Source organism: Clostridium sp. FS41, assembly GCF_000954015.1.
Lineage (GTDB): Bacteria > Bacillota > Clostridia > Lachnospirales > Lachnospiraceae > Enterocloster > Enterocloster citroniae.
In genome coordinates this window covers 79,811-100,984 of record NZ_JYHN01000062.1, presented here as the reverse complement: position 1 = coordinate 100,984, position 21,174 = coordinate 79,811, and the positions used below count along the sequence as shown (strand labels likewise).

The following is a 21,174-nucleotide window of genomic DNA, read 5'->3' as shown; positions in this document are numbered from 1 at the left end:
GCGAGGTACTTAAATGTCTGAAAATTTGATTGAAGTAAAAAAACTCGTAACCCAGTTTTCCGGAAAGAACGGAACGGTTACTGCTGTGGACGGCGTATCCTTTCATATAAAAAAGGGAGAGACCCTGGGAATCGTGGGAGAGTCAGGCTGCGGCAAATCAGTGACGAGCATGTCAATTTTGAGGCTGATTCCTCCCCAGTCCGGTAAGATCGCATCTGGAGAGATCCTGTTTAAGGGAAAAGACCTGACCAGGCTTAACCAGAAGGAAATACGCCAGATCCGTGGTAACGAGATCGCCATGATATTTCAGGACTCCATGACAGGGCTGAATCCGGTTATGACCATCGGAAAACAGCTTGTAGAAACAATAACCGCGCATAGTAAGATGGATAAAAAACAGGCATGGAAACGCGCCGAGGAGATGCTCATGAAAGTGGGCATCCCCTCCCCGGCCCAGCGCCTTAAGGAGTATCCCCACCAGCTTTCCGGCGGCATGAGGCAGCGTGTGATGATAGCCATGGCCCTTTCCTGCAATGCATCCCTGTTCATAGCGGATGAACCCACCACTGCCCTGGATGTTACCATTCAGGCCCAGATCCTGGAGCTTATGAGGGAATTAAAAGAAAAGGAAAACAAGTCGATCATGCTCATCACCCATGACATGGGTGTGGTTGCGGAGATGGCGGACGAGGTAATGGTCATGTATGCGGGCAAGGAGATGGAGTACGGGGATGTGAAGAGTATTTTTAAGCATCCGCTCCATCCGTATACCCAGGGGCTGCTTAAGTCCATCCCCCGTCTGGACCAGAACAGCGCGGAGCGCCTCTTTAATATCCCGGGGTCGGTCCCGGATCTGAGCGAAATGCCAAAGGGATGCCGGTTCTGTACCCGGTGTACGCAGGCACAGAGCAAATGCCATGAACAGGAACCGGGGCTCTATGATATAGGGGGACAGAAAGTTCGCTGCTGGAAATATGCGCCGGAGGGAGGCTGGGAACATGAGGTCGAATAAAAACATATTGGTTGAACTAAAGAATGTAAAAAAAGAGTTTATCACAGCCAAAACCATGACCGGAAAACCGTTAAAGATCGTCCATGCCGTGGACCGGATCAACCTTTCCATCTATGAGGGGGAGACCATTGGGGTGGTGGGTGAATCGGGATGCGGAAAGTCCACGCTGGGGCGGTCCATCCTGCGGCTGATCGATCCTACCTCAGGCCAGGTCCTCTATAAGGGTGATGATATCACAAAGTACAACAAAGAGCAGATGCGCCAGATGCGCAAGAAAATGCAGCTGATCTTCCAGGATCCGTATGCCTCCTTAAATCCCCGTATGACTGTGCTGGAGCTGATCAAGGCTCCCCTGGACGCCTTTGGAATGGGTAGCAATGAGGAGCGCATACAGAAGGTAAAGGAGATCATGGAACTGGTGGGTATGCCGGAGAACATGATGAACCGTTATCCCCATGAGTTCTCAGGAGGACAGAGACAGCGCATTGTCATCGCAAGGGCCCTTGTGCTGGACCCTGAATTCGTGGTCTGTGACGAGCCGGTGTCCGCTCTGGATGTGTCGGTCCGCGCCCAGGTGCTGAACCTGATCCAGGACCTTCAGAAAACAAAAAAACTCACCTATCTGTTCATTTCCCATGACCTGAGTGTGGTTAAGTACGTGTCTGACCGTATTGCTGTAATGTATCTTGGGAGGATTGTGGAGATTGCAGAAAAGGATGAGCTTTATAACAACCCGCAGCACCCTTACACCAAGGCCCTGCTGTCAGCGATCCCCATCCCTGATGTGGACAATAAGATGAAGAGGGAGATCCTTACGGGGGATGTGCCCAGTCCGCTGAATCCTCCCCGGGGCTGTTATTTCCACACCAGGTGTAAATACGCTGCCGGACGGTGCTCTCAGGAATGTCCGAAGCTTCATGATGTGGGCGGCGGTCATATGGTATCATGTCATCTGTGCGAATAAGGAAGGAAAATCAAGATGTTTAAACCTGACAGCAGTTTTATGCAGGAGATCGATCAGTGGATCGAAAAAAACAGCCAGGCATTTGTAAAGGACCTGGACAGATTAGTGGCCATTCCCAGCATATCGGTTCAGGGGGATGAGAAATATCCCTTTGGAAAAAATTGCGGGGATGTGCTGGATGAGGCGGTTTCCCTGGCCGCAGGGTATGGATTCCATGTGGAGAATCATGAGTATTACTGCGGCAGCCTCCTGGTAAAGGGGACGGCAAAGGAACCGAAGCGGATCGGCATGTATGCCCATCTGGATGTGGTTCCACTGGGGGAAGGGTGGCATAATCCGCCTCTTAAGTGCACGCTGAAAGACGGATTCTTGATCGGCCGGGGCGTGGGGGACAACAAGGGGCCGGGTATCTGCGCCCTATACGCCCTGCGGTATTTAAAGGAGCATGGCATTGCCCTGAAAAATGACGTGCTTCTTTATTTTGGCTTGTCAGAGGAAACGGGAATGCAGGACATTGAGTATTTTTGCCGTACCCAGCAGGTCCCGGATTTCAATCTGGTGGTGGACACTAATTTCCCTGTATGTTATGGGGAAAAGGGTCTGATGAGGGCTGATATTGAGCGGGAAATGGACGGAAACCTGGTATCCTTCCATGGCGGCAGCGTGGTCAACGTGATTCCGGCAAAGGCCGAAGCCGTGCTTTCAGGGGTGGACCTTAAAGAAGCCGTGGAAAAACTGAAGGGAATAGACGGGATCAGCGTGGAGCAGGACGGGGCGGATATAAAGGTTTCAGCCCGGGGCATATCCCGCCATGCGGCATTTCCGGAGGGGTCCGTGAATGCGGTCCATGTTCTGGCAGGCGCTCTGGCAAAGAGCGGACTGGTCAGGGGCAGTGCCGAAGATGCAATGCGGGCAGTGGAATCCATGACATCTGATTATTATGGGGTGGCATGCGGCATTCCCTTTGAGGACAGTGAATCCGGAAAGCTTACCTGTGTGGGCAGTGTTGCCCATGGGGAGAAGGGAAGGATCAATGTGTCCTTTGACACCAGGTATCCGGTGACCGTGGATGGCCGGGAGGTGGCGGAAGGTTTTAGAAAACAGGCGGAATCCCTGGGATTTGGGGTTACCATCGGCGAGCTGTCGGCACCGGCCTATGTACCTCTTGATAATCCCTACATTCCTGTGTTAAGTGAGATCTGCGATCATGTCCAGGGCAGGCATTATGAGCCTTACACCATGGGGGGAGGAACCTACTCCAGGCATCTTCCCTGTGCCATCGGATTCGGGCCGGGTGTGCCGGATGCGCCCAATCCCTTTGAGAACGGCCACGGACAGGGGCACCAGCCCGATGAATGTGTTCCCTTACAAATGTTGCTAAAAGGTTTGAAAACATATATAATATCCCTTATGGAGCTGGATCGTATGCTATAAGGAAATGCTTTAAGGCATGTTGGAAAAAAGTGGGAGGGAATGTATATGGGAAGCGGGAAGCCATCGTCTTTGAAGACTGAAATATATGATTCTATTCTGAAAGACATAATAGAGGGCAACTACAAGCAGAATGAGATCATCAATGAAAAACAGTTGATTGAAAAGTATGGGGTGAGCAAATCCCCGATCAGGGACGCCCTGATCGAGCTGTGTAATGAAGGAGTGCTGATCAGCCATCCCAGGTATGGATATGAAGTGGTCAGGATCAATGAAAAGGAGATACGGGATATAGTAAATTTCCGGATCATGGTTGAGACAGGATGTCTCAGGGATGCCGCCTCCATCATGACCAGGGGTGATATTATGGAGCTGCGTGAGTTCACCCTGACTGAGTGTTCTGACAAGGATAAGGACCTGACCATCCTGAAGCACTGGGACAACAACAGCAAATTCCATCTCCGCCTGCTTTCCTACAGCGGGAATGAGTACTGCTACAGTATGCTGCAAAAAAGCATTGGAATCATGACAAGGGCCTATGCCCAGAGGCACTGGGAGAAATGGGGAACCATCTCCATCCGCATGGGCTGTGAGAACCACCTGAAGGTGATCGATTATCTGATGGACAAGGATCTGGAACGGGCGGTGGATGAACTGCGCCGGGATATTGTGTCATTTCTCGATATTTTATATCCAAACTATGGAAGTCATATGTATATGTAATGTCTGATCCAAGCCATGGAGAAATTTCTCCATGGCCCTTTTGGTTATAAAATCATCCTATTATGGATCCGTTATAAACCTGCCGCCCTGCCTGGGGCCTCTGAACAGGGAAATGGCCGTCTCATCTGCATGGCCAGTTCCGCCCCATACTCCTTAGCCAGCTGTATAAAATACCGGGATGCCTCGTTTAAATGGGTATTCTTGCGGTAAGTGATGTAGGTGGTCCAGCTGATGGGAGGGGAGAGACGGAACCAGGACACAGCATCACGGTCCGGGCTGCACAGGGCTCTGGAAAAGGGCAGGACGGTACAGCACAGGCCGGTGGCAGCCAGCTTTACCAGGGCGTGGTTCATGCCTGTCTCGATCAATATCTTGGGCTGGTATCCGGCCGCGGCAAAGGCCGGGTCAATGATGCCGCGCATGGTGGAATTGGGGAACATCAGGGCAAAGGTATCCTCCTTAAAGAGCTTTAGATCCATAAAGGGCATGGGTTCCCCTGGGGCGGCGCACTGACCGGCACAGGGATGGGTTTTTGGCACTCCCAGGATCATCTCCTCCTGGTACAGGGGGATGTATTCCAGATTGACCTTGTCCTGCTCACCCAGCATGACCAGGCCAAAATCCAGCTTGCCTGCGGCGATCATGCTGTGCTGCTCAGCCACATAGCGCTCCAGCAGATGAAAGTTAATGCCCGGATACTGCCGGTTGAATTTGGGAAAAACAAAGGTGAACAGGTCAATACCGTGTTCCAGGGTCAGCCCTAAGGTGATCTCGCCCACGGTGTTGTTTTTCATATCAGACAGGATATTGTAGGTATTCTTTTTGATCTTCATGATCTCACGGGCATTTTCCACGTAGATCCTGCCTGCCGCGGTCACCTGCAGATGGTGCTTATCCCTGTAGAACAGCTGGATCCCCAGTTCCTGTTCCAGCTTGATCAGCTGCTGATTCAGGCCGGACTGTGTGATGAAAAGGGATTCCGCTGCCTTGGAAATGCTGCCGTGGTCTGCAATTGCGATCATATATTCCAGCTGTCTTAATTCCATAAAAACTCCTTCGCACTTTTACTACTATCCGATATAATTACTCTTAAGTTCACTTCTTACTACTCTGCTATTATAATAAAAACATATCAAAAAGTCAGTACTATTTCATGAAAATGTACAAATCAAAAGAAAAGGGGTATAATATGTTAGGTATTGTAGGGCTGGTCTGTGCTGTCGTGGCCGTTATTTTCCTGATCTGGAAAAACTGGCACATGGCCATTGTGTCTTTAGTGGGCGCTATTATTGTGATCGTATTTAATGGAATGAATCCCGTGTCCGCCATCACTGAGAATTTTATGACCGGGATGAGCGGGTTTGCCGGGAGCTGGTTCCTGCTGTTCATGCTGGGATCCATATTCGGCAAGGTAATGGGGGAAAGCGGCGCATCCGTGGGGATAGCGGGCAGTTTATTAAAGCTTTTGGGGGATAAGTCAGTGGTCCTGGTCATTATGATTACCGGATTAGTGCTGTCCTATGGAGGAATCGGAACTTTTATCATTGCATTTTCCGTGTATCCCATTGCAGTCGCCCTGTTCCAGAAGGCGGATATACCGAAGAAACTGATCGTGGCAACCATCATGGTGTGTCCGGTGACCGTGTGTATGGCCATGCTTCCAGGTTCACCGTCCACGCAGAATCTGCTGCCCACTACATATTTTAACACAACGGCTTACGCGGGAGCCAAGATCGGCATTATCTGCTCCGTGCTCATGTTTGCGGCAGCTTATCTTTACCTGAACTGGCAGATCAAGGCCGCAAAGGCAAACAATGAACACTTTGTGGCAAGCCCGGGGGAAAACATCATGGATCTGCAGTCCGTGGAGCAGGGAAAGACGCCTGAGGTGTGGAAATGCTATGTTCCCATCGTTGTCCTCCTGGCCGCCATGTTCGGTTTCCAGAAGCTGACCGCGATGCCCTCCACATACGCGGTGTCATGCGCCATGATCTTGGCCATTGTGATCGGATGCATCCTTTATAAGGATAAGCTGGATATCCAGTCAGCCATCAATGACGGCGCCTCAGGCGGCCTGGGCGCACTGATCGCCACCTCCTCCATCATGGGATTTGGAAGCGTGGTATCCGCTTCACCGGCTTACGGGATCGTCACGGACGCTCTGGTGAACATGAACATCGGGCCTCTGGCCACGGCTCTTATTTCCATCAACGTGATCGCGGCCATCACAGGTTCGTCCGCAGGCGGACTGAATATTTTCCTTTCCAGCATGGGCGGATATCTGGCTTCCACCGGACTGAACACAGCCATGCTTCACCGGGTGGTATGTATTGCCTCCTCGGGCTTTGACGCAATGCCCCATGCCTCCGGCATGGTGGTGTGCAACCAGATCGCCAGGACTTCCCAGAAGGATACATATAAGCATGTGTTCATTACCTGTGCGATCATGCCGTTCTGCTGTGCCATCCTGGCCTGCGTCCTCGGCACCATGGGAATTATCTGACAGAGGTGACATTATGAAAGCTGATTTTATCATTCGGGGCGGCAGGGTCATGGACCCTGTCACGGCCACCGACCAGATTCGGGACGTAGTTGTCTCAAATACAAGAATTATAGACCCCCAGGGGGAAATGGTGGAATGTGACCATGTGATCGATGCATCAGGCTGTATTGTGGCTCCGGGCCTTATTGACTTCCATACCCATATTTTCTATGAGGGAAGCGGCACCTGCCTGCGCCCTGATTTCATGATCTCCCAGGGGACCACGGCTGCCGTGGACGCAGGAACCGCAGGAACGGTTACCTATGAGGCATTTTATAAATCCGTGATCGCCCAGTCCACGGTCAGGATAAAAAGCTTCCTGACCACATTTTCAGGAGGACAGCTGGATTTTAAGCTGTGCGAAGATTTTGATCCCTGCCTGATCAACCTTCCCAGGATGGAGCGGGTCATTGACAAATACCGGGACAATATCCTGGGACTTAAGATCCGTCTGTCAAAGGGCGTGGTGCCTGATGATAAGGGGCTTGAATACCTGAAGCGGATCGTAGACCTTGCGGAGGAACTGGACAATAAGCTGGGGACCTCCCTCAGGGTCTGCGTCCACACCACCAACGCACCCATTACAGCCGGCGAACTGGCTCAGTGCCTGCGTCCGGGGGATATTTTCTGCCACTGCTACCAGGGCGCGGGCAATACCATTGTCACGGAGGACGGAGGGATATCACCCCTTGTGCTGGAAGCAAGGAAGCGGGGAGTGATCTTCGATGCCGCCAATGGCAGGGGGAACTTTGGGGTGGATACAGCCAGACGGGCTCTGGCAGCCGGGTTCCTTCCCGACATCATCAGCTCCGACCTGACCCTGGATAAGTTTAATATACCGCCCTATGCCAAAAACCTCCTTTTTGTCATGGCAAAATACAGGACCTTGGGCATGGAACTGATGGATATCCTCAGGGCAGTGACCGCGGTGCCTGCCAGGATCATGGGGATGGAGGGTAAGATCGGTACGTTAAAGCCGGGAGCGGATGCGGATATTGTTATCCTGAAGCAGAAGGATCTGAGCTTTACTCAAAAGGATTTCCGGGATGAGGAACTGACAAGCCATGAGCTCCTGGTTCCCCAGATGACCATGTGCGCAGGGGAGATCAACTTCTGCCAGTCGGATTTCTTCCTATAATTATAGGAGCTTTCTGGAAAAGATAGAAACTAAGTAACAGTTACAAAGATCATACAAAAAGACCGGGCTGTATTTGTCTGAAAGGCATGAAATTGTCTAAAAGGCATAAAAACAGCCCGGTCTTTTATGAAACTATATCCCCCCTTGTTACAGATTCGTCTTTCCATTTAATTTTACCTATGATAAAATAGAAGGTACGCTGGTCAATTGTAATACCAGAGCTATTGACATTTGGAGACTGTGATGATATAAATAAAACCATACTAAATTACTATGAATAGTGTGCTTGATCGGGAGGACGAATTATGAAGAATACAACAGGAGTGGCAAAGCGGTGTGTTTCCCTGGCATTGGCCGCGGTTATGGCATTGTCCCTGGCCGGCTGTAAGGGAAAGGCAAATGAAGGTATACAGGCAGAGGGCGGTTCGGCGCCAGCCCAGACAGGGGCGGCGGGGGAGAAGATCGTAAACATTGGTGTGACAAGCTCCCTGAATACCCTGAATCCTCTTTTGATGGACGGGGTGGAGATGAACAAATACGCCACAGGCCTTATGTTCCTTCCGCTGATGGACCTGGATAAGGATATGAATTTTGAGGGAATGCTGGCTGACTCCATCACGGCGGAGGATGGCAGCAACTTCCTGGTGCATATTGATGATCAGGCTGTCTGGTCCGATGGAACCCCGGTGACCGCAGATGATGTGATTTATACGGCCCTGCGTATCTGCAGCCCTGTTATTGGGAATGTGGCCATGATGTACTATGTATTTGAGGGCGTGGGCGATGACGGATTTGTGGAGGCGGGAGCCGACCATGTGGAGGGCATCACCAAAGTGGATGACAAGACCGTGCGCTTTACCACCAAGGCACCCATGTCCCTGATCACATTTAAAGCATCCTATGCCCGGTATCTCATGCCCCTTCCAAAGCATGTGATCGAGAATATCAGCGAGGAAAATCTTATGTCAGACCCCTGGTTCAACAAGCCGGATGTGGTCAGCGGACCTTACAGGGTAACTGAATTTGACCGGGATCACTATGTGGCCTATGAGGCTAATAAGGATTACTGGAAGGGAGCGCCTAAGATCGACCGTCTGAACATTAAGATCGTGGAGGGAAGCCAGCTCTATGCAGGCCTTAAGTCAGGGGAGATCGATGTGACCCAGAATACCATGAGCTCCATTCCCCTGGAGGATTATGAGAGCGTCCAGTCCCTGGAGAATGTGAATGTGTCCTTTGGCGATCCTATCACCAACCAGTCCGTATTTATCCGCACATCCAACATACCGGATGCAAAGGTCCGCCAGGCCATGCTGTACGCCATTGACCGCCGGCAGATCCTGGACCAGCTGTTAAAGGGCAATGGGGAGGTATCGGAAGGATTCCTGTCCTCTGCCAGCCCCTACTTTGATGAGTCCATCACTCCTGTGACCTATGATCCGGAGAAGGCAAAGACCCTTTTGGAGGAGAGTGGCTGGGACAAAAATAAGACCATTAAGTTCTGCATTGATTCAGGTGACAGCACTTTTGTCAACGCCGCTTCTGTCATTGCGGCGCAGTGGGCGGCCGTGGGGATCAAGGCGGATATCCAGACCATGGATATAAACACACTCCTTGGCAATGCTAACAAAGGAGATTTTGACGTGATGGCAGTGCAGTACACCTACCCGCCGGTAGATCCCTACGCAGATGTTGCATGGCTTCTGGGCGGTGAGGGCAGCTGGACGGAATACAGCAATGATAAGGTGAATGAGGCACTGTCCAAGGTGCAGCTTTCCAGCGATATCGGTGAGCTGAAGGGGCTGTACTCCATTATAGATAAGCAGGTACAGGAGGATGTACCCATGTTCTCGGCCTATATCATCAAAACCATGGCGGCTGTTAATAAGCGCCTCACAGGTGCGGAGCCCAGCGTATACGGGTTCCTGAACCATGTGGAGCAGTGGGATATAGCCCAGTAAGCCAATTGAATCGCTTATGACTGAATCCCGGGGGGCGTTACGCTCTCTGGGTATTCTTGATTCAGATGGACGGAGGAGGAATATCCGGTGCCCATAAGGGAATACCCGGCAGACGGAAGAGGAATACCCGGTGCCGGCAGGAGAAAATTTACAGTACGCAGTAGAAATGAGGAAATATTATGTCGCATATCCTGGAAGTCTCGGATCTGGAAGTTACATTTTCCGGGGATGGAGGAAAAAATATCAGCGTAGACCATGTGGATTTCTATGTGGATCCAGGTGAGGTGGTCTGTATCGTGGGGGAATCCGGCTGTGGGAAAAGTGTCACCTCCCTGTCCGTTATGGGGCTTTTGGGACGTGGCGGCAAGGTTACGTCCGGCAGGGTGATGTTTGAAGGAAGGAACCTTCTGGAACTGACTGAGAAGGAGCTGGACCAGGTCAGAGGGGACAGGCTCACTATGATATTCCAGGATCCCCTGACTTCCCTGAACCCTGTGTTTACAATAGGAAACCAGATGACGGAGAGCATCCGCATCCACATGGGTCTTGGCAAAGAGGAGGCAAAAGCACGGGCACTGATGCTGCTGAAAAGGGTGGGCCTTCCAGGCGCCGACTCCGTGATGAAGCGGTACCCCCATCTCCTTTCGGGCGGTATGAGGCAGAGAGTAATGATCGCCATGGCGCTGTCCTGCAATCCATCCCTTCTCATCGCGGATGAACCAACCACTGCCCTGGATGTGACCATCCAGGCCCAGATCATGGATCTTATCCTGGAATTGAGGGAAGAATTGGGGATGAGCGTGCTTTTGATCACCCATGACATGGGGCTGGTTGCCCAGATGGCTGACCGCGTGCTGGTAATGTATGCGGGACAGATGATCGAGCAGGCCCCTGTGCTGGAATTGTTTGACCATCCGGCCCACCCCTATACCAGGGCGCTTCTGCGCTCAGTGCCGGAGATCCGGGACGGAAAGGAACGGGTCCTGGAATCCATTGAGGGCATTGTGCCGGAACAGTATGATTCCATTATGGGATGCAGATTTGCGGACCGGTGTCCATACAGACAGGATATCTGCCGGTATCCTCAGACAGCGGAGGAGATCAGGGCCGGGCATCGGGTGAGATGCTGCCGCGTAAAGGAGGTTGAGGAAAATGCCGCTGAATCATGAAGTGCCTCTTTTGCAGGTAGAGAATCTGAAAAAATATTATTCCGCCAAAAGCGGGATGTTTTCCCGCAGTTCGGGGGAGATCAGGGCAGTGGACGGAGTGTCCTTTTCCCTGTATAAAGGCGAGACCCTGGGGCTGGTTGGAGAATCCGGCTGCGGCAAGTCCACCCTGGGCCGCCAGATCGTGGGGCTGGAGCGCCCCACCGGAGGCAGGGTCCTGTATCAGGGAAAGGATCTGGCCAATATAAGCGCCGGCCAGATGCGGTCCATACGCACACAGCTGCAGATGGTGTTCCAGGACTCCTACTCATCCCTGAACCCCAGGAAGCATATATATGAAATCCTGTCAGAGCCCATGCTGTACCATGGACTTGCAGATAAGAGCACCATACACAGGGAGGTGGAACGGCTGCTGGACATGGTGGGACTTCCCCAGAATGCCCTTGGCCGTTACCCCCATGAATTTTCAGGCGGCCAAAGGCAGAGGATCGGCATTGCCAAAGCCCTTTCATTAAAACCACAGCTGCTGATCTGCGATGAGCCGGTGAGCGCCCTGGACGTGTCCATCCAGGCCCAGATCCTGAACCTTCTTAAGGAGCTGCAGCAGGAACTGAACCTGACCTGCATTTTTATCGGCCATGGACTGGGTGCGGTCAACTATGTGAGTGACCGTATCGCAGTCATGTACCTGGGGCAGATCGTGGAACTGGCGGACAGCCGGGAACTGTTTGAGCATCCCCAGCATCCATATTCCAAGGCGCTGTTTGATGCGGTGCCCCTGGCTGATCCAAGAACCAGAAAGAGGCGTGGAAAAGGCATTATTGAGGGGGAGGCGGAGTCCGAGACAGGACCGGCGGACGGATGTCCCTTTTATCCCAGATGTCCGCGCCGCACCGGAGAGTGCGCGGATGCGGACATGGTTCTTCAGTCCGCACCCGTGGGAAGCAGGCATCTTGTATCATGTATCCATACAATTGGGGGCGGGGGCCGTGTAATCCAGGGAGGAGTGAGCTGATATGACAAAATACATTATAAAGCGCCTTTTGATCGCTCTGCCCACCCTGATCGGCATCACCATCATTGACTACGCCATCATGTGCTTTGCGGGAAGCCCCCTTGAGATGATGCAGGGCGCCCGTATCTCCCAGGCGGCCGTGGCGGCCAAGGAGGCTGCGCTGGGGCTGGACCAGCCCTTTTATATCCAGTATCTCGTATGGCTGGGACAGCTGCTCCAGGGAAACATGGGATACTCCATTAAATCCTATGAGGCGGTCAGCGCCATGATAGGAAGCCACCTGGGGCCAACCCTGCTTCTCATGGGCGTGTCCCTGACCGTAAGCCTGATCATGTCGGTTCCGGCCGGAATATACAGCGCCATCCACCAGTATTCCAAGGGGGACTATGCTGTGGTGACCGCTTCTTTTTTCGGAAGCAGCATACCCGGCTTTTTCCTATCCCTGCTGCTGGTCTATATTTTCACTGTAAACCTGGGTATACTGCCATCAGGAGGCATGGTCACCCTGGGAACCTCCGGGGGGGCCGCGGATGTGGCGGCCCATATGGTGATGCCCGTGCTGGTGCTCTCCGTGTCCATGGCAGGGACCAACATACGGTATATCCGCAGCGCGGTGCTGGAGATCCTCCAGCAGGACTATCTCCGGACAGCCAGGGCCAAAGGGATTGGAAGGCCAAGGGTCATATACAAGCACGCCCTGCGCAATGCCCTGGTGCCGATTGTGACAGTGATCGGAATGCAGATCCCCGTCCTGTTCGGAGGGGCCGTGATCGTGGAGCAGCTCTTTTCCTGGCCCGGTCTTGGGCTGATGACCATGAGCGCCATCCTTAACAGGGACTATCCCGTGATCATGGGTGTATGCCTGCTGTCTGCCGTGGTAGTGCTTGTGGCAAATCTGGTAACGGACATTGTGTATGCCATTGTGAATCCGGCCATCCAGTACGAGTAGTGGTTAACAGGAGTTAAACAGATAGAATGAAAAAAGATAAAGTTACATTAAATGATGAAATTGGAAGAGAAAATTACTGGCAGACCGTATGGCGCAGGTTCCGCCACCACCGGCTGGCCTGTTTCAGCCTGGCTGTCCTGGCTGTTATCTGCACCGCGGCCGTGCTGGCCCCGATCATAGCACCCTATGACCCTGAGGAGATCGCAGGGCCTTTCGGCGCTGCTCCCAGCCTTAAGTTTATCCTTGGCACGGATCAGATCGGGCGGGATATGTTCAGCCGCCTTTTGTACGCCACCAGGATCTCCCTTCTGGTAGGCGTGCTGGCCACTGCCATATCAACGGCCATCGGAGTCATACTGGGACTGCTGGGCGGATACTTTGGGGGATGGCTGGACATTGCCATCATGCGCTTTACGGACATGGTGATGTCCTTCCCCTATATCCTTCTGGTGCTGGTGGCGGCCGCCATCTTTGAGCCTGGCCTTTGGAGCATTATCCTGATCCTGGGATTTGTGGACTGGCCCGGCATCGCCCGCCTGGTGAGGGGCAATGTGCTGAGCCTTCGGGAGACCAATTTTGTAAAAGGCAGCATTGTGGCGGGGATGCCCACGCGGCATATCCTGTTCTCCGAGATTCTGCCCAACACAGTGGCTCCCATCCTGGTATACGCCACCTCTGTTATGGCCCTGTCCATGCTGGACGAGGCGTCCCTAAGCTTTCTCGGCATGGGCGTACAACCCCCGGCAGCCAGCCTGGGCAATATGTTAAACAGCGCCCAGTCCCTTACGGTGCTGACCAGACAGCCATGGCTCTGGATCCCTCCGGGGCTTTTAATCGTGATCCTTGTGGTGGCCATCAACTTTGTGGGGGATGCGCTCCGGGACGCCCTGGACCCATCCGCGGTCATGACCATCCGCAGACCGGCGTCCGCCGGCGGATCAAGCTCCAGTGGTAAATCAGCATCCACCCGGGAAAAAGGAGAGATTGCAGAATGAACCGGTATATAGAGAAGAAACACGTTATCCATACATTTTCCCCGGACCATGTGCCTGCTGCAAGCGCCAGACCCGGGGAAACCCTTATATTTGAGACATATGACTGCCATATGGGGCAGCTTCTGAGGGAAGGGTCTGACTTTGACCATATGGACAAAAGCCTGGCCAACCCGGCCACCGGACCGGTATATATAGAAGGGGCCTGTCCTCAGGATATACTGCGCCTGGCAATCAGGAATATAGAGTTGGACCAGGTGGGGATCCTGGACAAGGGACCCACGGCAGGGGCGCTGAAGGAGCATTTCCCCGAATATATCATCAGACGGCTTCCTGTAAAGGACGGCATGGTCCATTACGGACATCTTCAGATCCCGGTCCGCCCTATGATTGGCGTTATCGGCACCGCCCCCAAAGGGCATGCGGTGAGCACACTGGCGCCCGGGGACCATGGAGGCAACATGGACTGCACCAGCATTGGGCCCGGCGCGGTACTGTACCTTCCGGTCCGGGTGCCCGGCGCCCTTCTGGCAATGGGAGACCTGCATGCGGTGATGGGTGACGGGGAGTGCGGGAACTGCGGCGTGGAGACCGGCGGCCGGGTCACGGTCCAGGTGGATGTGGTAAAAAACCATCCCATCCCATGGCCGCTGGTGGAGACAGGGGATCGCTGGATCGTCATTGCCTCCCGGGAAAACGTGGATGAGGCATGCCAAAAGGCCGTGGACCAGATGTTTACGTTCCTGACTGTTGAAGCAGGGCTTTCTAAGCTGGATGCGGGAATGCTTATTGACATGCTGGGAAACCTGGTGGTGTGCCAGATCGTAAATCCCCAAAAGACAGTGCGCCTGGAAATGCCCAAATGGCCCTTGGAAAAGCTGGGGTTTTATGGATTTGCTGATCAGGAATCCATTACCCGGAGCTTAAAGGGAGAACAGGAGGTCCGTCCATGACCATTCACCAGATGGAATGCTTTCTGGAAGCGGCCAAGACCCTTAACTTTACAGAGGCGGCCAGCCGGCTTTACATTTCCCAGCAGGGGCTCAGCCGCCAGATCGCCTCGCTGGAAAAGGAGCTGGAACTGCGCCTGTTTGACAGGACCACTAGGGATGTGCGCCTTACAAGGAGCGGGGAGCTGCTTTTATGGCGCTGGAAGGATATACCAAAGGAGATAAGCGACTCCGTGGACATGGCCAGGGAAGAAGGGGAGCGGGCCAAGAGCAGGATCAATGTGGCAGTGGTGGGAATGAACGGGATCATAGAAAAAGCGGGCAATCTGCTGGCCGACTACATGGCCGTTGACCCTGACACGGAATTTGAGATCAGTGAGTTTACCAGCATCAAGGATATGACAACCGGAAACCCGGATCTTATGATGACGGTCAGCTTCCTGCCCACCCATGAGCAGCTGAGGGAGAAATACGGTGTGCTGTGCATAGGAAAACTTCCCCTGTACTATGTGGTATCCAGGAAAAATCCCCTGGCAGACAAGGAGGAGGTATCCATAGAGGATTTTAGGGGGGAGACCATGCTCTGCCTGTACAAGAACTTTTTCGCAGGCGCGGAGATGCATCTGTTTGAACTGCTGTCAAAACAGGAGCATGTGCTGCAAAAAGCCCGTTTTTATGAGAATGTCAACAGCCTGGAACTGGCTTTGATCGCAAATGAAGGGATCCACATTAGTTTTAAGGAGTTTTATCACAATTATGGGGACCGCCTGAAGCTGTTCCCCCTTCCCGATGCCGAGAACCAGGTGAGTGCCAGTGTGCTTATGGTGTGGCGGAAGGAAAACGAGAAGAGGTTTGAAAATTTTATTAAATATTTGAAAAAACTTTATAATTAACAACATATGGTTGTTAATTATCCGCATTTTGATGTTAGACAAAAGAGGGTGTCACTGTCTAAAATACTAGATGGTTGGTTTGATAAAAGGAATTTATGGTCGGGGAAAGGTGGTAGCTGTAGCAGCCCATTTCCCCTGTTTTTTATCTCATGCTATGAATGAATCTAAAAATAATAAAGGTTATGAAAGGAAAGAGGAGAAAATGAAAAAGGCAAAGACGCGTATTATCTGGGGAATCATTATTGTGGCCATCGCTGCATTTCTGATTGTCCGCATTTTCAGGAAAGAAGAACCTGTTGCCCCCACCCCTGACCCAGTGGTCATGGTACAGCCGCCGGCTATGGGCAATATAGAGTTGACGACCAATCTGGTAGGTACTATTGAACCGGCGGATATTGTCTACATATATCCAAAGGCAGGTGGTGACGTTACCGCCGTCAACGTAAAGGCAGGGGATACAGTGGCAGCCGGACAGGTGCTGGTTGAGATCGATACCAAGCAGGTGGCCACGTCCAAGAATGCCATGGATACCGCCAAGGTAGCCTGGGATGATGCCGTGTCCACATTAAACCGCATGGCGCCCCTTCACGCTTCCGGGTTTGTATCTGACAAAGAATTTGAGGGATACCAGACAGCCGCAGAGGCAAAGCGCCTTCAGTATGAATCAGCTAAGATCGGATATGAGACACAGATGGAATTCAGCCATGTAACATCCCCTATTAACGGCCGGGTGGAACAGCTGAATGTAGAGCTTCACGATACGGTGGGGTCCTCCATGCAGATGTGTGTCATTGCCGGGGAAAGCGGCAATAATGTGACCTTTTATGTGACGGAGAAGGTGAAAAACAATCTGAGCCTGGGTGCTCCTGTTACCGTGACAAAGGAAGGAAATCAATATGGCGGCTCTGTTGTTGAGATCAACAATATGGCCGAGGCATCCGTGGGCCTTTTTAAGGTAAAGGCATCGGTGGATGATCAGGAGACCATGGCTCCGGGAACCAGTGTGGAGATCCAGGTTCCATCTGCTTCCGCCAGGAATGTGATGCTCATTCCCAACCACTGCGTTTATTACAAGTCAGGGGATGCGTATGTCTATACATATGACCAGGCAGAGGGCGTGATCCATGAAGTGCCGGTGGAAGTGGGCATATTTGACAGCGAGAATATCTCTGTGCTTTCAGGGCTTACCCTGGATGATATGGTGCTTACCACATGGACCTCCGAATTAAAGGAGGGAACAAAGGTAACCCTGGACACGGGAGCCGGCGAAGATGCCGGACAGACGGATGAAGCTGAAAGTCCAGCCGCAGACACAAGCGCAGCACAGTAGAAGGAGGCAGCAAAATGGGCTTAACGAAACTTGTCTTAAAAAGACCGGTCAGTACGGTTCTTGCAATCCTGTGCCTGATTGTGTTCGGTTTATCCTCGGTGATGAAGTCACCTTTGGAGTTAATGCCGGATATGAACATGTCCATGATGATTGTTATGACTGTCTATGCCGGAGCCAGCCCTGATGATGTCAATGAGCTGGTTACAAAACCCATAGAGGACAGGGCCAGTACCCTTAGCGGTCTGGATACCATTTCTTCCCAGTCCAAGGAAAATATGTCCATCGTCATGCTCAAATATGACTATGGAACAGATATGAATGATGCTTATGACGACCTGAAAAAGCAGATGGATCTTGCCAAGGCGGAACTGCCGGACGATGCTGATGATCCCATAATGCTGGAACTGAATACCAGCATCATGCCCAATGTGATCATGGCAGTCAGCCATGGCGAGGATGATGACCTATATAACTATGTAAATAATAACCTGGTTCCTGAATTTGAAAAATTGTCTTCCGTGGCTGAGGTATCCCTTGTGGGAGGCGCCCAGAAACATATCAAGGTCGTGCTGATGCCTGAAAAGCTGAAGCAGTATGGGGTGACCATGAACTCCATTGCAGGCGACATCACAGGCGCTGACCTTACATACCCTGCGGGCGATACCGAGGTTGGAGACCAGAAACTGGCGGTTTCCACAGAGCAGCCCTTTGAGACTATGGAGAGCCTGAAGGATATTCCCCTTACTGTTTCGGGCGGGAATATCGTGTACCTGGGGGATGTGGCTGAGATCTATATGGGCGCGGACGATATGGAAAGTATTGCGCGTTATAAGGCTGAGAACGGGGTGCCCGAGGACATCGTGGCACTTACGGTCAGCAAGCAGCAGGACGCAGCCACCCTTACCGTATCCAAAGATGTGAGCAAGGTAGTGGAGCAGGTCACCAAGCTGGATCCAAATCTCCAGATTACGGTAGTCAATGATGATAAGGATTCCATCATGTCATCACTGAGTTCCGTTATTGAAACCATGATCCTGGCCATCATTATATCCATGGTCATTATCTGGTTGTTCTTCGGGGATCTGAAGGCTTCGCTGATCGTAGGAAGTTCCATACCTGTGTCTATTCTGGCGTCCCTAATATTGATGCAGCTTATGGGCTTTAGCCTGAACGTTATCACCCTAAGCGCCCTGGTGCTGGGTGTTGGTATGATGGTGGATAACTCCACGGTTGTGCTGGAGAGCTGTTTCAGGGCCACGGACGACACTGGCTTTAAGGAATATTCCAAGGCTGCCTTAACAGGAACCGGGGTTGTGTATCAGTCGGTTATCGGTTCCACACTGACCACCTGCGTGGTATTCCTTCCATTGGCTATGCTTGGAGGAATGACAGGCATGATGTTCCGGCCTCTGGGCTTTACCATTGTGTTCTGTATGACGGCTTCCCTTATATCAGCTATCACGGTGGTTCCGCTGTGCTACATGATCTATAAACCCATTGAGAGAAGTTCAGCGCCGTTCTCAAGGCCTGTGGAAAAAATGCAGGCAGCTTACAGGAATATCATGAAAAAGATATTAAAGAAGCGCGGCCTCATTATGCTGGCGTCCGTACTGCTGCTGGCATTCTCATTCCTTCTTGCCAAGAACCTGGATACAGAGCTTATGGCAGAGGACGACCAGGGTCAGATCACCATAACCGCGGAAGTAAAACCCGGTATGAAGATTGCTAAGATAGACCAGATCATGAAAGAGATCGAAGGGATCGTATCCCAGCATCCTGATGTGGAATCCTATTTCACCATGGCGGGAAGCTCCGGACTGAGCATGAGTTCCGACCCCAATATTTCTGTTTATCTGAAAAAAAACAGACATATGGAAACGGATGAGGTGGTAAAACTCTGGAAGCAGCAGCTGGCAGGGATACCGGATACCAATATAACAGTGGAGGCTTACTCGCAGGTGAGCGCCATGATGGGTTCTGACAATGATTATACGGTAGAGCTCCAGAGTACCAATTATGATGATTTAAAGGCAGTCAGCGATAAGATCGCCGCCCAGCTCAGCGACAGGCCTGAACTGACAAAAGTGCACTCATCCCTGGAAAATGCAGCGTCAGTTGTCAAGGTTACTGTAAACCCCATCAAAGCCAGGGCAGCGGGGCTGACTCCGGCGCAGATCGGCGGGACCCTTAACAATATGCTCAGCGGCGTGACCCCTACCACCATGAATATCAATGGTGATGATGTGGATGTAAAGGTGGAGTATCCAAAGGACCGTTATAAGACCCTGGATCAGGTGGAGAGCATCACTCTGCAGACATCCTCAGGCAAATCCGTGGCACTGACGGATGTGGCTGATATCCGCTTTGCGGACAGCCCGGCATCCATCACCAGACAGGATAAACAGTACCGTGTGACCATCAGCGGTATTTATACGGAGAATTCAACCAAGGAGACAAAAGGACAGCTCCTGACAGATGTGGTGATGCCCAATGTGAGCGGAACCGTAAGTATTGCCCAGAACTCCCAGGAGGAGTCCATGGCAACCGAGTTCGCCGCCCTGTTCCAGGCCATTGCACTGGCGATCTTCCTGGTATTTGTGGTCATGGCAGCGCAGTTTGAGTCACCCAAGTTCTCCATCATGGTTATGACCACCATCCCCTTCTGCCTTATAGGTGCCTTCGGGCTTTTGTGGATCGCGGACAGCGCCATCAGTATGACGTCCCTGTTGGGCTTCCTTATGCTGGTTGGTACGGTTGTCAACAATGGTATCCTCTATGTGGATACCGTAAACCAATACCGGCGGGATATGGATCTGAATACTGCCCTGATCGAGGCGGGCGCCACCCGTTTAAGGCCGATCCTCATGACCACCCTGACCACGGTTGTTTCCATGGTTCCAATGGCTATGGCCCTTGGAGACAGCGGAAGCACCACCCAGGGCCTTGCACTTGTTAATATCGGCGGTCTGACCGCGTCCACCATTCTGTCACTGCTTATGCTTCCTGCATATTACAGTCTCATGAACGGAGGCGGAAAGAAGCGTGTGATTATTTCAGATTAACTAATAAAAAAGACATGGGCTGGAGGATCAGCTCATGTCTTTTTTTGCAGCGTTGGAATCATTGCCTCGGTGATGATCTATACCATATTAATGAAGGGATGGCCGGTAAAAGCGGTAAATTCAGGAGGTGCTTATGAGAAAGTATAAAATAACAGCAGCATTGGGGATCGCTATGATGGGAGTCGGTTCATTTGTGACATCCTACGCCTTTTTTCACTGGCAGCCCTAGACCTGTTAAAAAAATGTTAAAAAATTACTGTTTTCAAAATTGAAAAATGATGGTATCATAAAAACAAATGTGGCTGCAGCAAAGGGGGAGGAGATTGCACCTTGGCTCTGCAGCCTATTTTGATACAGAAGATTGTTATTATTATAACAATCCCGATATGAGTAGATTTATAGAAGTTTTTGTATGATATACAAAAATTTTTAGAATTACTAAAACTTTTTGATGAAAAAGTTAGAAAGTGGATTGCTAAATTTTTAGTCATGGGTTATAATCTATTCATATTGTACAAAAATAATAGGAAAGATATGGACAAATACTAGATAACTTGTCATTTTGCAGTAGAAAAGTATTTGCCATAGTATTCCTGCGGGCTTATCTGCGTAAACTAGGTACATACTCCACGCAGATGTCCTGTGGGATGTCCGGGAAAGAAAGGGGGATTTGGATTGGCCCAGGAGACAATTGATGCAATTCGCCAGGCAGAGGCAGCTGCCGAGTCAGCGGAAAAAGATGCAGTAAAACAGGCGGAAGCAATTGTGGCGGAGGCAAAGGCCCAGGGTGTGCAGTTAAAGGCAGACATGACAAGCGCTGCCAGAGAAGCTGCAATGCGGGCCGAAGAAGACGCAAAGGCTCAGGGTGAGCAGATGATGCACGCAGCAGGTGCAGAGGAAGTAAAAGAACTGGAAGCCCTGCGCAGTGCCGTAGCCGAGAAACAACAGCAGGCAGTCAAGGTCATTTTATCGGAACTGCTGTAAGGAACGTCCACGATCAAACAATCGCGGAAAGGTCAGGAAGGGAGGCGCTTAAGGTTGGCAGT

General features: G+C 51.7%; 17 protein-coding genes. 16 read left to right on the top strand and 1 reads right to left on the bottom strand.

Annotated features, from left to right (window positions below):
• Window positions 1–13: 13 nt before the first annotated feature.
• The 4 genes from CLFS41_RS17075 (at window position 14) to CLFS41_RS17060 (ending at window position 4,130) form a co-directional block, all read left to right on the top strand.
• Entirely contained in the window at window positions 14–1,012 is a 999-nt protein-coding gene (locus CLFS41_RS17075; RefSeq protein WP_045092963.1) for an ABC transporter ATP-binding protein, read from the top strand.
• Window positions 999–1,976, top strand: coding sequence for a dipeptide ABC transporter ATP-binding protein (locus CLFS41_RS17070; RefSeq protein ID WP_007861649.1), 978 nt, complete (start codon window positions 999–1,001; stop codon window positions 1,974–1,976). Before CLFS41_RS17075 ends, CLFS41_RS17070 begins: the two co-directional genes overlap by 14 nt.
• Before the next feature lie 15 nt (window positions 1,977–1,991).
• Window positions 1,992–3,410 carry a Sapep family Mn(2+)-dependent dipeptidase gene (locus CLFS41_RS17065; RefSeq protein ID WP_045092962.1) on the top strand — a complete coding sequence of 473 codons (1,419 nt, stop codon included), beginning with the start codon at window positions 1,992–1,994 and terminating at the stop codon, window positions 3,408–3,410.
• Window positions 3,411–3,479: 69 nt separating this feature from the next.
• Window positions 3,480–4,130 (top strand): GntR family transcriptional regulator, encoded by a 651-nt coding sequence (locus CLFS41_RS17060; RefSeq protein WP_227162028.1) that lies wholly within the window; start codon window positions 3,480–3,482, stop codon window positions 4,128–4,130.
• A 71-nt stretch (window positions 4,131–4,201) separates the two neighbouring features.
• Here CLFS41_RS17060 and CLFS41_RS17055 read toward each other — a convergent pair whose 3' ends face one another.
• Window positions 4,202–5,176, bottom strand: a complete 975-nt coding sequence (locus CLFS41_RS17055; RefSeq protein WP_007861645.1) for a LysR family transcriptional regulator — start codon at window positions 5,174–5,176, stop codon at window positions 4,202–4,204.
• Between the two features lie 143 nt (window positions 5,177–5,319).
• Between CLFS41_RS17055 and CLFS41_RS17050 the strand changes: the two genes are divergently transcribed.
• The 12 genes from CLFS41_RS17050 (at window position 5,320) to CLFS41_RS16995 (ending at window position 21,112) form a co-directional block, all read left to right on the top strand.
• Window positions 5,320–6,633 (top strand): GntP family permease, encoded by a 1,314-nt coding sequence (locus CLFS41_RS17050; RefSeq protein WP_045092961.1) that lies wholly within the window; start codon window positions 5,320–5,322, stop codon window positions 6,631–6,633.
• Between the two features lie 13 nt (window positions 6,634–6,646).
• Window positions 6,647–7,810, top strand: coding sequence for an amidohydrolase family protein (locus CLFS41_RS17045; RefSeq protein WP_007861643.1), 1,164 nt, complete (start codon window positions 6,647–6,649; stop codon window positions 7,808–7,810).
• A 305-nt stretch (window positions 7,811–8,115) separates the two neighbouring features.
• Window positions 8,116–9,771, top strand: coding sequence for an ABC transporter substrate-binding protein (locus CLFS41_RS17040; protein WP_045092960.1), 1,656 nt, complete (start codon window positions 8,116–8,118; stop codon window positions 9,769–9,771).
• 179 nt (window positions 9,772–9,950) lie between these two features.
• Window positions 9,951–10,940: an ABC transporter ATP-binding protein gene (locus CLFS41_RS17035; protein WP_007861641.1), complete on the top strand. Its 990-nt coding sequence runs from the start codon at window positions 9,951–9,953 to the stop codon at window positions 10,938–10,940.
• Entirely contained in the window at window positions 10,924–11,952 is a 1,029-nt protein-coding gene (locus CLFS41_RS17030; RefSeq protein WP_007861639.1) for an oligopeptide/dipeptide ABC transporter ATP-binding protein, read from the top strand. The genes CLFS41_RS17035 and CLFS41_RS17030 overlap by 17 nt, the downstream gene beginning before the upstream one ends.
• A gap of 1 nt (window position 11,953) precedes the next feature.
• Window positions 11,954–12,901: an ABC transporter permease gene (locus CLFS41_RS17025; RefSeq protein WP_045092959.1), complete on the top strand. Its 948-nt coding sequence runs from the start codon at window positions 11,954–11,956 to the stop codon at window positions 12,899–12,901.
• Between the two features lie 26 nt (window positions 12,902–12,927).
• Window positions 12,928–13,896: an ABC transporter permease gene (locus CLFS41_RS17020; RefSeq protein WP_007861634.1), complete on the top strand. Its 969-nt coding sequence runs from the start codon at window positions 12,928–12,930 to the stop codon at window positions 13,894–13,896.
• A complete protein-coding gene (locus tag CLFS41_RS17015; protein ID WP_045092958.1) occupies window positions 13,893–14,846 on the top strand; it encodes an acetamidase/formamidase family protein in 954 nt (317 codons plus the stop codon). The genes CLFS41_RS17020 and CLFS41_RS17015 overlap by 4 nt, the downstream gene beginning before the upstream one ends.
• Window positions 14,843–15,736 carry a LysR family transcriptional regulator gene (locus tag CLFS41_RS17010; protein ID WP_045092957.1) on the top strand — a complete coding sequence of 298 codons (894 nt, stop codon included), beginning with the start codon at window positions 14,843–14,845 and terminating at the stop codon, window positions 15,734–15,736. The genes CLFS41_RS17015 and CLFS41_RS17010 overlap by 4 nt, the downstream gene beginning before the upstream one ends.
• Before the next feature lie 202 nt (window positions 15,737–15,938).
• Window positions 15,939–17,066 carry an efflux RND transporter periplasmic adaptor subunit gene (locus tag CLFS41_RS17005; protein WP_045093059.1) on the top strand — a complete coding sequence of 376 codons (1,128 nt, stop codon included), beginning with the start codon at window positions 15,939–15,941 and terminating at the stop codon, window positions 17,064–17,066.
• Between the two features lie 14 nt (window positions 17,067–17,080).
• Window positions 17,081–20,128, top strand: a complete 3,048-nt coding sequence (locus CLFS41_RS17000) for an efflux RND transporter permease subunit (RefSeq protein ID WP_007861624.1) — start codon at window positions 17,081–17,083, stop codon at window positions 20,126–20,128.
• A 675-nt stretch (window positions 20,129–20,803) separates the two neighbouring features.
• The gene (locus CLFS41_RS16995; RefSeq protein ID WP_045092956.1) at window positions 20,804–21,112 is read left to right on the top strand and encodes a hypothetical protein; all 309 of its coding nucleotides are present in this window, start codon (window positions 20,804–20,806) and stop codon (window positions 21,110–21,112) included.
• Window positions 21,113–21,174: the final 62 nt, after the last annotated feature.